The organism is Candidatus Planktophila sp. (assembly GCF_040402275.1).
Classification (GTDB): domain Bacteria; phylum Actinomycetota; class Actinomycetes; order Nanopelagicales; family Nanopelagicaceae; genus Planktophila.
Map to the genome: position 1 here is coordinate 93,238 of NZ_JBBAMW010000001.1, position 13,390 is coordinate 106,627.

At 47.1% G+C, this 13,390-nt stretch carries 16 protein-coding genes and 1 pseudogene; 2 read left to right on the top strand and 15 right to left on the bottom strand.

The window, feature by feature from the left end; all coding sequences use genetic code 11:
* Positions 1-5 precede the first annotated feature (5 nt).
* The 5 genes from AC9UEY_RS00500 to AC9UEY_RS00520 form a co-directional block, all read right to left on the bottom strand.
* The gene (locus tag AC9UEY_RS00500; protein WP_509536314.1) at positions 6-1,058 is read right to left on the bottom strand and encodes a prephenate dehydrogenase; all 1,053 of its coding nucleotides are present in this window, start codon (positions 1,056-1,058) and stop codon (positions 6-8) included.
* Positions 1,058-1,420, bottom strand: a complete 363-nt coding sequence (aroH, locus tag AC9UEY_RS00505; RefSeq protein WP_509536316.1) for a chorismate mutase — start codon at positions 1,418-1,420, stop codon at positions 1,058-1,060. The genes AC9UEY_RS00500 and aroH overlap by 1 nt, the downstream gene beginning before the upstream one ends.
* 270 nt (positions 1,421-1,690) lie before the next feature.
* Positions 1,691-2,395, bottom strand: a complete 705-nt coding sequence (locus AC9UEY_RS00510) for a pseudouridine synthase (protein ID WP_509536318.1) — start codon at positions 2,393-2,395, stop codon at positions 1,691-1,693.
* 51 nt (positions 2,396-2,446) lie between these two features.
* Entirely contained in the window at positions 2,447-2,998 is a 552-nt protein-coding gene (gene scpB, locus AC9UEY_RS00515; RefSeq protein ID WP_509536319.1) for an SMC-Scp complex subunit ScpB, read from the bottom strand.
* Complete coding sequence (locus AC9UEY_RS00520; RefSeq protein WP_509536321.1) at positions 2,991-3,875, bottom strand: segregation and condensation protein A; 885 nt, start codon at positions 3,873-3,875, stop codon at positions 2,991-2,993. Before AC9UEY_RS00520 ends, scpB begins: the two co-directional genes overlap by 8 nt.
* A 79-nt stretch (positions 3,876-3,954) precedes the next feature.
* On the opposite strand from AC9UEY_RS00520, the gene AC9UEY_RS00525 reads away from it, so the two are divergent.
* On the top strand, positions 3,955-4,839 hold the full coding sequence (locus tag AC9UEY_RS00525) for a ParA family protein (RefSeq protein WP_509536323.1): 885 nt from the start codon (positions 3,955-3,957) through the stop codon (positions 4,837-4,839).
* Positions 4,836-5,252, top strand: a complete 417-nt coding sequence (locus AC9UEY_RS00530; RefSeq protein ID WP_509536325.1) for a hypothetical protein — start codon at positions 4,836-4,838, stop codon at positions 5,250-5,252. Before AC9UEY_RS00525 ends, AC9UEY_RS00530 begins: the two co-directional genes overlap by 4 nt.
* A gap of 5 nt (positions 5,253-5,257) precedes the next feature.
* Here AC9UEY_RS00530 and AC9UEY_RS00535 read toward each other — a convergent pair whose 3' ends face one another.
* The 10 genes and pseudogenes from AC9UEY_RS00535 to AC9UEY_RS00580 all read right to left on the bottom strand — a co-directional run.
* Positions 5,258-6,169: a site-specific tyrosine recombinase gene (locus tag AC9UEY_RS00535; RefSeq protein ID WP_509536327.1), complete on the bottom strand. Its 912-nt coding sequence runs from the start codon at positions 6,167-6,169 to the stop codon at positions 5,258-5,260.
* Positions 6,159-7,256, bottom strand: a complete 1,098-nt coding sequence (gene ald, locus AC9UEY_RS00540; protein WP_509536329.1) for an alanine dehydrogenase — start codon at positions 7,254-7,256, stop codon at positions 6,159-6,161. Before ald ends, AC9UEY_RS00535 begins: the two co-directional genes overlap by 11 nt.
* A 2-nt stretch (positions 7,257-7,258) precedes the next feature.
* Entirely contained in the window at positions 7,259-8,890 is a 1,632-nt protein-coding gene (pyrG, locus tag AC9UEY_RS00545) for a CTP synthase (RefSeq protein ID WP_509536331.1), read from the bottom strand.
* A 35-nt stretch (positions 8,891-8,925) separates the two neighbouring features.
* On the bottom strand, positions 8,926-10,626 hold the full coding sequence (gene recN / locus AC9UEY_RS00550) for a DNA repair protein RecN (protein WP_509536333.1): 1,701 nt from the start codon (positions 10,624-10,626) through the stop codon (positions 8,926-8,928).
* Complete coding sequence (locus AC9UEY_RS00555; protein WP_509536335.1) at positions 10,619-11,467, bottom strand: NAD kinase; 849 nt, start codon at positions 11,465-11,467, stop codon at positions 10,619-10,621. Before AC9UEY_RS00555 ends, recN begins: the two co-directional genes overlap by 8 nt.
* On the bottom strand, positions 11,467-12,255 hold the full coding sequence (locus AC9UEY_RS00560; RefSeq protein WP_509536337.1) for a TlyA family RNA methyltransferase: 789 nt from the start codon (positions 12,253-12,255) through the stop codon (positions 11,467-11,469). Before AC9UEY_RS00560 ends, AC9UEY_RS00555 begins: the two co-directional genes overlap by 1 nt.
* A 7-nt stretch (positions 12,256-12,262) precedes the next feature.
* A complete protein-coding gene (locus AC9UEY_RS00565) occupies positions 12,263-12,421 on the bottom strand; it encodes a hypothetical protein (RefSeq protein ID WP_509536339.1) in 159 nt (52 codons plus the stop codon).
* Positions 12,422-12,748 (bottom strand): hypothetical protein, encoded by a 327-nt coding sequence (locus tag AC9UEY_RS00570; RefSeq protein ID WP_509536341.1) that lies wholly within the window; start codon positions 12,746-12,748, stop codon positions 12,422-12,424.
* A 13-nt stretch (positions 12,749-12,761) separates the two neighbouring features.
* Positions 12,762-13,106: a single-stranded DNA-binding protein gene (locus AC9UEY_RS00575; RefSeq protein ID WP_509536343.1), complete on the bottom strand. Its 345-nt coding sequence runs from the start codon at positions 13,104-13,106 to the stop codon at positions 12,762-12,764.
* Between the two features lie 87 nt (positions 13,107-13,193).
* A pseudogene (locus AC9UEY_RS00580) lies at positions 13,194-13,390 on the bottom strand (hypothetical protein); the annotation flags it as partial.

A 13,390-nucleotide genomic window follows, 5' to 3' on the forward strand; every position in this document is an offset into this window, starting at 1 on the left:
TACTTCTATTTGCGAACCGGATGAACGTTCCATCCGATCGAGGTTAGGTGTGCAAATAACTTATCGGCATCATCTGCTGATAGTGACAAAGTAATCAAGGCACTTAACTGACCAGGTGAATGTTCAATATTTAAATCTTCAACGTTTACTTGCATTGCAGCGCATTCATTGAAAATTGCGCCAAGTTGTCCTGGTTTGTCATCGATAACAATCGGCAAATAACTGTATTCACGAGCTTTACCGCCGTGCTTTCCAGGAATCATTGCCTTGCCATCTCGACCAGCAGCAATTAAATCTGCGATCTTGGCTGGATCATCTAATGACTTAATCATCTGTGTTAGATCGTTTTGTAGACTTATTAGTAATTCAGAAATTTCAGCACGATTGCTGTAGATAATTTCTTTCCAAAGCTTTTCATCTGAACCTGCAATGCGCGTCGTATCTCGCAACCCCTGTCCTGCCAGCTCCATCCATTCAGCTGGGGTGCCCGTCAGTTGCTTAGCCACCAAAGATGCAGCGATTTGGGGCAGATGGGAAATCTTCGCGACAGCGGCGTCATGATCGGTGGCAGAGAGTTCAATAGGCGTTGCCCCGAGGGTGCTGATCAACTCGAGGACCAGGTTTTTCGACTCCGGAGCGCAATCTCCTTCAGGCGTAAGTATCCAACTGCGTCCCTGGAATAGATCTGCCCTAGCAGAGCCTGCACCGCCGATTTCCCGACCTGCCATGGGATGAGTTGGCAAAAACCTCGTAGATAACCCTGAAAATGTCTGAACCTGAAGTACAACTTCACCTTTAACGCTACCTACATCCATAAATGTTGACCGTGGGTTTAGTTCAATTTCGCGCTGTATGACGTGGGACAGGCCTGAAGTTGGCAAAGCGAGGATGACTAGCTCGGGATCGGCGACTACTACCCCACCAGTTAGGTCCTTAGCTAGCGCCTGTGCCAAAGGATCAGAATCGACCATCTCGACAGCGATTCCACGCTGAACCAGGCCTAAACCGATAGAGGTTCCAATTAATCCAGAGCCAACTATGCGCACCTTGCCCAGCATTATTGGGCTATATCTCTGCGTAGTGAGGCTGCTCCATGAAGGTAAACGTGGGTTATTTGCTCAGGCGTACGGGTAGTTTCTACATGGAGCATGGCTCGGATCGTCTTATCCAAAGCACCTGGGACAGCTACCTCTACAGAGCCAATAAGGGGAACATTGCCAAAGCCCATCTCCCGGCAGGCAGCCGCAGGAAAAGCGGCATCTAAATCGATGGTGCTAGTGAAAAAGACTGAGATGACCTCCGGTGGGGTCAGTTCATTGGCCTTTAGGATCGCAGCAATAAGCTCCTGAACACCTGAAGCGATATCGCCTGCGGTGTTGGCCGGAACTTGGATTGCTCCACGAATTGCACGTAATGCCATGAGATAAGGGTACCTTTCCTAGCCATTTTTAGTGTAAATTTAAAAACTTGCTTGTCAATAAAACCATTAAACCATTAAACCTTTTTGTACTATTTGCCTTGCAGATCAACGTACAAACTCTGCCAGACTTGTTTTTCTAGATTATCGATAAATCGCTACTTAGAGTGGTTCTTGAGCGTTGTTTATGTCGATAAATTGCTATTCTGTACTAATATTATCTATATAACGACAAATTGTTATTTCCCTGTTTATCTGTTTATGGTTATAAGGTTATAAATCTAAAGCCTTTCGTAGATTCATCAACTCTCCATCATTGAGGTCTCGCCATCGACCTTCTGGGGTGTCTCCTAAAGAGATCGGACCAAACTTGGTTCGGATCAATCGCAAGACATCCACCCCAACCGCCTCCATCAGACGACGGATGATGTGATAGCGACCCTCATGGATGGATACTTCTATCCACCTTGGGGAGAGCTGCTTGAAGCTCAAAACTCGTCCCATTCCATCTTCGAGTTCGACTCCCTTCAAAAGGACCTTGTCGACCCCGGTTGGCAGTATTCCGTCGAATTCAATGATGTAGGTCTTTTCAAGTCCAAAGGAAGGGTGGGTAGCTCTGAAGGTTAAATCCCCGTCATTTGTGAGCAAAATTAGGCCCTCTGAGTCCTTATCTAGGCGGCCCACATGGAAGAGTCGTTCCTTGCGCAGGTCAACAAAGTCATCTAAAGAAGGACGACCTTCTGGGTCAAACATCGTTGACAAAACACCCTTAGGTTTATGAAGTGCAAGGTAAGACTTAGTCAAAGTACGCTTAATTGTCTCACCATCAACCATCACTTGATCTGTTTCTGGGTCAAATTTGCTACCCATCTCCCGAACAACGATTCCATTGACGGCGACTCGGCCATCCTCAATTAATTCATCAGCTCCGCGACGGCTAGTTATACCGGCATCAGCGATTATCTTATTAAGCCTCATTTGGGCCATGGCTATCCTCCCGACAGTCAGGGGGTAAGGGTAGCGGAAAGGTTAGTCAGTAAGCGAATCGAGGATCTCATCCAGGCCATCTAGATCTGGCAGGTATGGCGCCAGTGCTGGGAGATCATCAAGTGAGTTCAATCCAAGTCGCTCTAGGAAATAGCTCGTCGTCTTGTACAGGATTGCCCCTGTTTCATGCTCGAGACCAGACTCTTCGACAAGGCCACGGGTGACCAAGGTCTTCATGACCGCTTCAACGTTTACACCGCGGATTGCAGAGACCCGTGCTCTGGAAACTGGTTGGCGGTATGCGATTACTGAAAGCGTTTCAAGGGCCGCTTGGGTTAAGCGAGACTGCTGGCCATCTAGAACAAACTTCTCAACCACGGCAGAGTAATTTGCGTGACTGTAGAAGCGCCATCCCCCATTGATTTTGCGAAGTGAGAATCCGCGATCCTCATAACTTCCCTCTAGGGCTGCCAACGCGGCCTCGATCTCCTCAACTGGACGCTCTAAGACCTGAGCCAAAACCACTTCCGTGACAGGCTCATCGACCACCATCAAGATCGCTTCAATCGAACGTTCAACTTCTACATTAGACATTATCGCCACTTTCTGTCGAGTCTTCCATCTCTAAAACCACAGGTATATCAAACTCATCGGTTATCTCGACCTCGCCCTCAAGGCTTCCGGTCCAGCTAATCTGTAGCTCGCCCATGGCTATGACCTGGTCAAAGCGCAGTACTCCTTGGCGGTAGAGGTCTAGCAAGGCCAAGAAGCGAGCCACAACGACCTGAGTGCTGTCAGCATCTGAAATCAACTTTCTGAAACTAAGAGTCTTTGAGTGCCGCAGAGCCTCAACCACCATCTTTGACTCCTCGGCCACGCTCACAAGGGCCATATGCAGGTGCTGGATGGCCACTACAGGAGTGACCTTAGGCGTCAAAACACGCTCAGCGATAGCGGCAAAGCGCTGGGCTCCTACCCCGATCAGCACTTCAGGTAGAAGCGCGGCTAAGGCGGGATCCAGGGCGACAACTCGAGCAAATGACTTATCTGCCGTTGCAATGCGCTCGCTAAAGGTTGCTGCGATCTCCTTGAATGCTCGGTACTGCAAAAGTCTGGCGAACAAAAGATCACGTGCTTCAAGAAGGGCTAAATCCTCTTCATCCTCGACATCTCCAGATGGAAGCAATCGCGCAGCTTTCAAATCCAACAAAGTAGCGGCTACAACAAGGAATTCAGTGGCTTGATCTAACTCCCAGCCTTCTCCAGATGCCTCAAGACCACGGATAAATGAGATGAACTCATCGGTCACAATGCTCAGAGAGACCTCAGTGACATCCATCTTGTGACGGGAAATGAGTTGAAGCAGAAGGTCAAAGGGGCCGTCAAAGTTGGCCAGGTGCACCGAGAAGCCGCCTGAGGCAGCGTTTACATCGGTTGCTGCCTCGACTGAAATGTCGCCTGTAATACTCACTGTGGCACCTTACTTCACGCTTGCCAGTTTTATGTGTAACACATAGGCTCCCGCGTATATCAGGAAAGAGGTTTGACAATTGAACGCTAAATCGACAATTGCAGAGGATGTAGCTACTACATCGACCTTGCTCGGCAAGGTTGCTCAAAACTTTCCTACTCCTGCCGCTTTGGCAGAGCATGGCAGCGCAAAGGTTATTTCTATCTTCAACCAAAAGGGTGGAGTTGGAAAGACAACGAGCACAATCAACTTAGGTGCAGCCCTTGCTGAACTAGGCCGCCGTGTTTTGTTGGTCGATTTTGATCCACAAGGTGGTTTGTCTTTAGGCCTTGGGGTTAACGCTCACTCACTTCCATTAGAACAAACTGTTTATTACGCATTAATGACACCTACTGCCAACGTTGATGACATCGTCTTGAAATCATCAGTTGCTGGTTTGGATTTCTTACCTGCAAACCGTGACTTAGGAACAGCTGAAACAACCCTTGGCGCAGAAATTGGCGGTCAGCAGTATCTAAAGCGCGCACTTGCTCCGCTTCGCGATTACTACGATGTTATTTTGATTGATTGCCAGCCAACAATGGGACAGCTAACTATCAACGCACTAGTTGCCTCCGATGAAGTGATCGTTCCGATGCAGTGTGAGTACTTCGCTTTGCATGGTTTTATTGAGCTCAAGGGCAACCTGGATAAGGTAAAGAGTTTCCTTAATCCAAATCTTCGTCTCATTGGAATTCTTGCGACCATGTATGACAAGAAGACGTCACACAATCGTCAAGTATTAGAGCGCATCCTCGAGCAATTCCCTGAAGATGTATTTGAGACCATTATCGCAAAAACAATTCGCTTCCCTGAAACAACTGTTGTTGGTGAGCCAATCACAACCTATGCAACATCTTCAGGTGGCGCAGCTTCATACCGACGTTTAGCACGAGAACTTATCGCCAGAGGAGGCGCACGATGACACGCAGAGCTAACCTTCCAGGTGCAGATGAACTATTTCGTTCTACAGCGCCAGCACTTTCTTCCGTGCCTTCACAACCCGTGCAAGAAGTAGCCACTCCCCTTGTAGCACCTGCGATTGCAACACCTAAAGCACCATCATCTAAAAAAGGTGTGCGCACAATTGCTCGTCGTCGCGTAACAACTGTTGATCGCTCCCCATCAGGTCGCGAACGCCATGATGAGAAAATTACTGTTTATCTCTCACCAGATGAACTTTTTGATCTTGATCAAGCTCGACTGCAACTTCGCGGAGACTTAGGTCTTGCAGTTGATCGTGGACGCATCGTTCGCGAATCAATCGCGGTAATCATTGCTGATCTTGAAGCAAAGGGTGATCAGAGCATTTTGGCTCGTCGTTTGCGCGGTCTATAACAATTTCACTTGGCTCGAGGATGAGCCATTGAATAACTCTCACGCACTTTATCGATAGTAATAAGCGTGTATATCTGCGTTGTAGTAACTGATGCATGTCCTAAGAGCTCTTGAACAACGCGAATATCCGCCCCGCCATCTAAAAGATGAGTTGCATATGAGTGCCTAAACACGTGTGGTGATACATGCTCAGTAACTCCAGCAGCTTCTGCTGCATCTAGAACAATTTGCCAAGCAGATTGTCTAGAAATTCTAGATCCACGTGAGTTCAGAAATAATGCCGAAGTTGCTTTTGCACTCTTTGCGGCTAAATCCGGCCTGACTCTCACCATGTAGTTCTCAATCGCTTTTGACGCAAAAGACCCCAAGGGAACAATTCGCTCTTTTGAACCTTTCCCGCGCAATTTCAGAGTAGTAATAATCCCATCATCGGTTTCAACGGTGCTCAAATCATTCACGTTAATACCGATCAACTCACTCACTCGCGCTCCACAGCTATAGAGCAGTTCTAACATGGCTTGATCTCGCACAGTAATTGGTTGACCTTCTCGGAGTGCTGCATCAATCATGGAGACTATCTGTGCAATCGTTAATGCCTTTGGAAGACGCCGTGCTGACTTCTTTGGCGAGATCTCCAAGGTTGGGTCTGCATATCCATACTCTTGTTGCAGATGCTTAAAAAACGAACGCAAGGTCGATTCAACTCGGCTAATACTTGCATTCGATAATTTTGCTTCACGCAACGATGTTTCAAACTGACTAATCGCTTCTGGATCAACCTCAGATAATGGCTTACTTCCGAGAAAGGTCGCAAACTTCATTAAATCTCTTCGATAGGCCGCTATTGAATTAGCAGCCAAACCTCTCTCAATCTGTAAATGATTGAGAAAGGATGCCGCGGCTAGATCAAAGTTCAACGCTTGGGTAACCGTGTGCTTCTGCTACAGCTGAATAGTAAATTTTACCTTCATGCACATTTAAACCCTTTGCCAGGTTCGGATCTTTTGCACATGCCACTTCCCACCCAAGATTTGCGAGGGAAAGTGCATATGGCAATGTTGCATTTGTTAACGCATACGTTGACGCAACTGGGACTGCACCTGGCATATTTGCCACACAGTAGAAGACAGAGTTGTGGACTGTATAGGTTGGTTCCGCGTGTGTCGTTGGTTTGGAGTCTTCAAAGCATCCACCCTGATCGATTGCGATATCTACAAGTACTGAACCGCTCTTCATCTGTGCAACTAATGAATTAGCTACCAACTTTGGTGCCTTTGCGCCATGAACCAGTACTGCGCCAATTACTAGATCTGCTTGTTTTACTTCGCGTTCGATTGCGTGCTTTGATGCAACGAGGGTTTTAATTCGGCCACCATAAACAGTGTCGATGTACTGCAATCTGCTGATGGAGCGATCAAAGACAGTGACATCTGCGCCCATACCAAGTGCGATAACAGCAGCATTTAATCCTGCAACTCCCCCGCCAATGACAACAACACGGCCAGGTGCAACACCAGGAACCCCACCAAGAAGTACTCCGCGGCCACCATGTGGCTTTTGAAGCGCCGTTGCACCAACTTGTGTGGCCAAGCGACCAGCAACTTCACTCATGGGTGCCAATAAAGGCAACGTTCCATTTACTTCTACTGTTTCATATGCAATAGCTGTCGTTCCTGATGTAACTAGTGCATCTGTGCAGACCTTAGATGCAGCTAGGTGTAGATATGTAAAAAGCGTTTGACCCTTGCGCATCTTCAAATACTCAGCTTCGATCGGCTCTTTAACTTTGAGAACTAAGTCAGCCTTTTGCCACACATCATCTGCCGTTGCGACAATTGTGGCTCCTGCTTGAATGAAATCTTCATTAGTAATTGCTGATCCAACGCCTGCGCTGTCTTGGATTAAAACGGTATGGCCAGCGTGAACGAACTCTGAAACACCTTCTGGAGTAATTGCTACTCGTGATTCGTGGACCTTTATTTCCTTGGGAACTCCGACGATCATGATCAGCCTTTCGCTGCTACCGCCGCTGCTATCAAACCAACAAATAATGGGTGTGGTCGCGTTGGACGTGAACGCAGCTCAGGATGAGCTTGCGTGCCTACGTAGTAAGGATGCACCTCTTTTGGAAGTTCTACAAACTCCACGAGGTCTCTTTCCTTAAACATTCCAGAGAAAACAAGGCCAGCACTCGAAATTTGCTTACGATACTTGTTATTGACTTCATAACGATGACGATGGCGCTCAGAAACTTCAGTTGAGCCATAGGTTGCAGCAACGACTGAACCAGCAAGTAAATCTGCTTTATAGAGACCAAGACGCATTGTTCCGCCCATGTCGCCTTTACCGGATATAACATCTTTTTGATCATCCATTGTTGCGATCACAGGTGTTCCAGAATCCGAAAATTCCGCAGAAATTGCATCTTTGATTCCAGCTAAGTTGCGTGCTGCCTCAATCACCATGCATTGCAATCCTAAACACAATCCCAAAGTAGGAATCTTGTTTTCGCGGGCGTACTTAAGCGCTCCCACTTTTCCTTCAATGCCGCGAATACCAAAGCCACCTGGAACACAAATTGCATCCACGCCTTGTAGATGCTTTTTAGCACCTTCTGCAGTTTCGCACTCATCGCTAGCGATCCAAACAATTTCAATCTTTGCCAAATTGGCAAATCCACCAGCGCGCAATGCCTCTGATACCGATAAATAAGCATCTGGAAGATCAATGTATTTTCCAACTAAGCCAACCTTGATGTGGTGCTTTGGATGATGGACCTTCTCAAGGAGAACATCCCAATCGCCCCACACAACGTCGTGGCAATCAAATCCAAGGCGCTTTACAACGTAGGAATCAAGACCCTCACTGTGTAAAACCTTAGGAATGTCATAGATCGAAGGTGCATCAACTGCTGCAACCACCGCTTCAAAATCGACGTCACACATCAAGGAGATCTTCTTTTTAACTCCTTCTGGGATCGCGCGATCAGACCGCAGAACAATTGCATCGGGTTGAATTCCGATACTTCGAAGCGCTGCTACGGAGTGTTGAGTTGGCTTGGTTTTTAACTCACCCGATGGACCAATGTATGGAACCAATGAAACGTGTAAATAAAAGACATTGTCTCGACCAACATTTTGGCGAATCTGACGAATAGCTTCAAGGAATGGTTGCGATTCAATATCTCCAACTGTTCCGCCAACTTCTGTAATTACTAAATCAATATCTGGTCCAGCCATTGCCAAAATGCGTTCTTTGATCTCATTTGTAATGTGAGGAATCACTTGAACAGTTTCACCTAAATACTCACCACGACGCTCACGTGCTATTACGCGCGAATACACTTGCCCTGTAGTCACATTTGCTGAACCATGAAGATTGCGATCCAAGAATCTTTCGTAATGACCGATATCTAGATCAGTCTCAGAACCATCGTCTGTCACAAAAACTTCACCGTGCTGGAAGGGATTCATGGTGCCTGGATCAACGTTGAGGTAGGGATCAAGTTTTTGCATTGTTACGCGGATACCGCGAGCTACTAGTAATCGACCAAGACTTGAGGCTGTGAGTCCTTTGCCTAAACTTGAGGCGACTCCGCCAGTTACGAATAAATGCTTAGTCACATGTGCTTGGCCCATGGAAGTCAAACCTATCATTTAAAACAGCAGGCCAACTACACCTTCAGGGAAAGTAGCTCCGTGGCGTGCTCACGGGCGCTAGATGAGTTCTCAAGGCCTGCCAACATACGGGCGATCTCTTCGACGCGATCCTCCCCTGACACATTCCGGACATCGCTTTGGCTTACGGTGCCATCATTATTTTTCGTAACTACAAAATGACTATCAGCCCATGCTGCAACTTGTGGCAAGTGCGTAACAACGATTACTTGAGCATGTTGTGCTAACTGATGTAAGCGTTTGCCCACCTCAATTGCAGCTTTGCCTCCAACACCTGCATCAACCTCATCAAAAACATATGTTCCGATCGGATGGGTAGTTGCAATCACAACTTCCAGCGCCAGCATCACACGAGACATTTCACCACCTGATGCACCTTTAGCTAATGCAACCAAGGGTGCATCCTTGTGACCTTGAATAAACATCGCTATTTCATCGCAACCCTGCGAGGTAAAATCAGATTCTTTCGGCGCTAAATAATCGGCGCTTTCGACCTTTGCAACAAATGATGCATGAGGCATAGATAACTGTTGAATCTCGGCAGTCACTAACTTCGAAAGCCTCTCAGCCGCCTTTGCGCGCAAATCACTGACACTTTTGGCCGCAGTCAGCAGAACATTCTTATGTGCTGTTAATTGAGTTTCAAGTTCGGCAAGTCGTTGATCCCCACCTTCAAGATCTGCAATTGCATCCGATGAGTTCTTGAAACGCACTGCTAACTCTGCAAGCTCTTGTTCATGAGATCCTGAACCACCGAACTTCTTGATCAATGTGTTGATGTCTGCTTTTCGAGCATGCAGAAAATCCAATCGCACAGGATCTGCCTCGAGTTTACTTTGATAGGAGTTCAAGGCACTTTGAGCATCATCTAATAGAAAAAAGCTCTCACTTAACTGTTGATAAATCGCTTCTAATTGCGGGTCTTTACTTCTAGCCGCCTCAAGGGCACGTCGTGCAACGCCCACAGAGGTTAAGGATCCCGCCTCTTCATCCTCGATCGCAGCGGTTGCCTGCGCTGTTGCTAATCGAAACTCTTCGACACTTGAGAGCCGAGCTATTTCGACATCAATCTCTGCAAATTCGGAAACTGATGGGTTCAACTTCTTGAATGCGTTTGCGAACTCTCGCAATTCAGAGAGTTCTTTGTCCTTTTGGGCAATGCTTTTTTTAAGGGAGGAGATGCGGTCTTTCAGTTCGTGATATTCGTGCAACGCTTTTTGATAATCGTTTAAGTCTACTTGTCCAAATCGATCGACTAGCTCTCGTTGTCTTGAACTCTTTGTAATGTTTTGGTTGGCGGCCTGCCCATGAACTTCCACCAGGTTTTCACCTACGGAAGATAACGTGCTAGCTGTTGCGCTAACCCCATTCGTCGTTGCTTTGCTTTTGCCATCTGCAGCGACTGTACGAGTCACAATCAACTCGCCATCTTCGACCAGAGCATCTTCAAATAAGTGCTCGGAAGATTTTGGGATAGAGAAGCGTCCGCTAGCAACTAATCTTTCTGCGCCCTTGCGAACCAAGGCACTGTCTGCTTTGCCACCTAATATGAGGTTTAAAGCAGTTAAAATCATTGTTTTACCGGCACCGGTCTCACCAGTTAAAACAGTTAAACCCCTTGAAATTTCTAGCGTAGATTGATCAATAACACCGATCGAACGAATGGTTATCTCTTCAAGAAAAGTGCGTTCACTCACCACGCCATCCTTCAACGGGAAGTTTGAATTTTGCCACTAGGCGATCGCTAAAGAGTGTGTTTTTCAAGTGAGCCAACTTGATGATTTGTGGATTCTTTGTAACCACGACGCGATCACCTTTTTTGAGAGCGAATTTGCGTAAAGCATCTGCCGACAAGAATGCTTCTGAGGATTCGATGCCGACTGCGATCTTTGATGTTGGTGAAATTACTAGTGGGCGAGAAAAAAGAGCATGTGCTGAAATTGGCAGTACGACAAGGGCATCTACTTCAGGCCACACGATTGGACCGCCTGCAGAAAAAGCATATGCGGTAGAACCAGTTGGTGTTGAGCAAATCAAGCCGTCGCATCCCCACCGTGAAATTGGACGGTTATCAATCTCGAGAAAGATTTCAACCATCGTTGCTTTCTCGCGCTCGACAGTCACTTCATTTAATGCCCACCCAGTTGCAACCGCTGCGCCATTTCGTTCAACGGTATATCCCAAGGTAATTCGCGGATCAATGACATATGATCTATTAACGAGTGCGTTAATTACATCGGAAATTTTGGAGTGTTCCACCTCTGACAAAAAGCCAACATGACCCAAGTTCACACCAAGCAATGGAATATCACGTTCATGAGCGACCTCTGCAGCCCTCAACATCGTTCCATCACCGCCAAGAACAACAGCAACTTCTAACTGTGGAAGATCTGCAACTGTGGTCTTAATTATTCCTGGGATCTCAACGTCAGAAATCGTATAGATTCCAAAGGTTGAGGCAAGATTGTGGTGTAACTCAACAGCTGCCGCAACGGCATCTTTGCGAGAAGGATTACAAACGATTAAAAGGTTGCGCATTACTGTGGTCCAATCGCTATAGCCTCATCTAACATCGCATGATCAATTTCAGGTGCACCTCTGCGCAACCATAGAAAGTACTCAACGTTGCCGGCAGGGCCAGGCAGTGAACTGGCCGAGATGCCCAAAGTACCAAGTCCAACATCGTAGGCAGACTCAGCAACTTCGATCACAGAAGCCTTACGCAAAGCAGGATCTCGAACAACTCCACCGGCGCCTAATTTCTCGCGTCCAACCTCAAACTGCGGTTTCACCATAAGAACAAAATCAGCTTCGGCTTTAGAAACGGCAGCTAACGCCGGCAGTACCAATGTAAGAGAAATAAAGGAGAGGTCTGCGACAACGAGATCGATTGCCTCACCAACCATATCCCCCGTTAGGTGACGAATGTTTGTACGGTCAAGAACTGTCACTCGCTCATCTTGGCGAAGTCCCCACGCAAGCTGCCCGTATCCAACATCAACTGCGACAACATGACCCGCGTTTCGACGCAGTAACACGTCGGTAAAGCCACCTGTGGATGCACCTGCATCAAGACAGCGCTTTCCTTCCACAACTACTCCAGTAAAAGCACTGAGTGCGCCATCTAATTTGTGCCCACCGCGAGAAACAAAATCATCACGATCTCCTGCAAGAACAATGGAGGTTTCAGCATCTACCTGAGTTGCAGGCTTTGTAGCTGGAATACCGTTAACAAGTACCGAACGTTTTTCAATGAAATCCGCCGCTTGCTCGCGCGAACGCGCCAGTTCTCGTCGAACTAGTTCGGCATCCAAACGTGTTTTCATCTAAATATTAAAGACCGTCAATAGAGGACAAAGCTTGGTTAAGACGTTGATGGAGTGCTTCAAATCGAGCAGCATGATCGCCAACTTCCATGGCATCGATTTCCTGCAGCTCCGAGCGAAGCTCTTCTACTAGTGACTCGCCATTAACCTGATTAGTATTTTCCATTTACTTGGCAACTTTCTTTTTAGCAGCTTTCTTTGCTGTCTTCTTAACCGCTTTTTTAATAGTCGTTTTCTTTGCACTCTTCTTTGCTGTTCCCTTTTTCAAAGAAGCAACCTCTTGTTTGAGCGCTTCAAACTCTCCGCGCTTTACAAAGCCCATCTTAGAAACCGAGCGCTCAACCTCATCTTCGATCTTCACTTTAAGCGCCTCACCACCCTCTTTAAGCCAGGCATTTACTGAGTCGGCAACATCAGTTGCAGTCTTATTACCGAGCTGGACATTGTTTGATAAAGATTTCAATGTCGAGAGAAAATCGCTGTTCTTGCCCATCCCATAAGCCTACCTAAATTCGTGAAATCTCCACCGCTTCAACCTGCCAACGACTTGCAAGCCCACCCGGGCCACTCCAGAAGCGACGATGGATTGAGCCTGAAATCTCTACCCATTCATCAGGGGCAAGGGATAACGCTGTTCGGCGTGACTTTGCACTCCAAGAACCGATATCCAAGGTGTCGACCCCAGGTTGTTTCTCTCGGGTAACAATAAGGCGAAATTCAACCACTTTGTCTCCACTGGGAAGTTCTTTTTCAACAGCTTCTTGGGAAACTCGGCCCCTCAACAAAACATCATTGAGTGAGTAATCCTCCTCGACTTCAACTAATTTCTTTGTACTGACTTTCTTAACCATGAATCCTCCATTAATACATAAAGTGGAGGTCAGATCATTGAGTGGCAGCCTGACATTTCAAAGCCAAGACTGACTAGATGTGGAAAACTATTCTGCGGCACGCTCTGCAGCGTCGGTGAACTCTTCCTCATCGAGCTCAGCGCACTTTGCAAACCACTCTCTGGCCTCATCTTTTCGGCCAGCAGCATCTAGTGCGTCGGCATAGGCGTAACGAAGACGCAATGCCCACTCATCTGTTTCATTATTTAATTCTTTGCATGTCAATGTAACAACGGCTGCTTCTA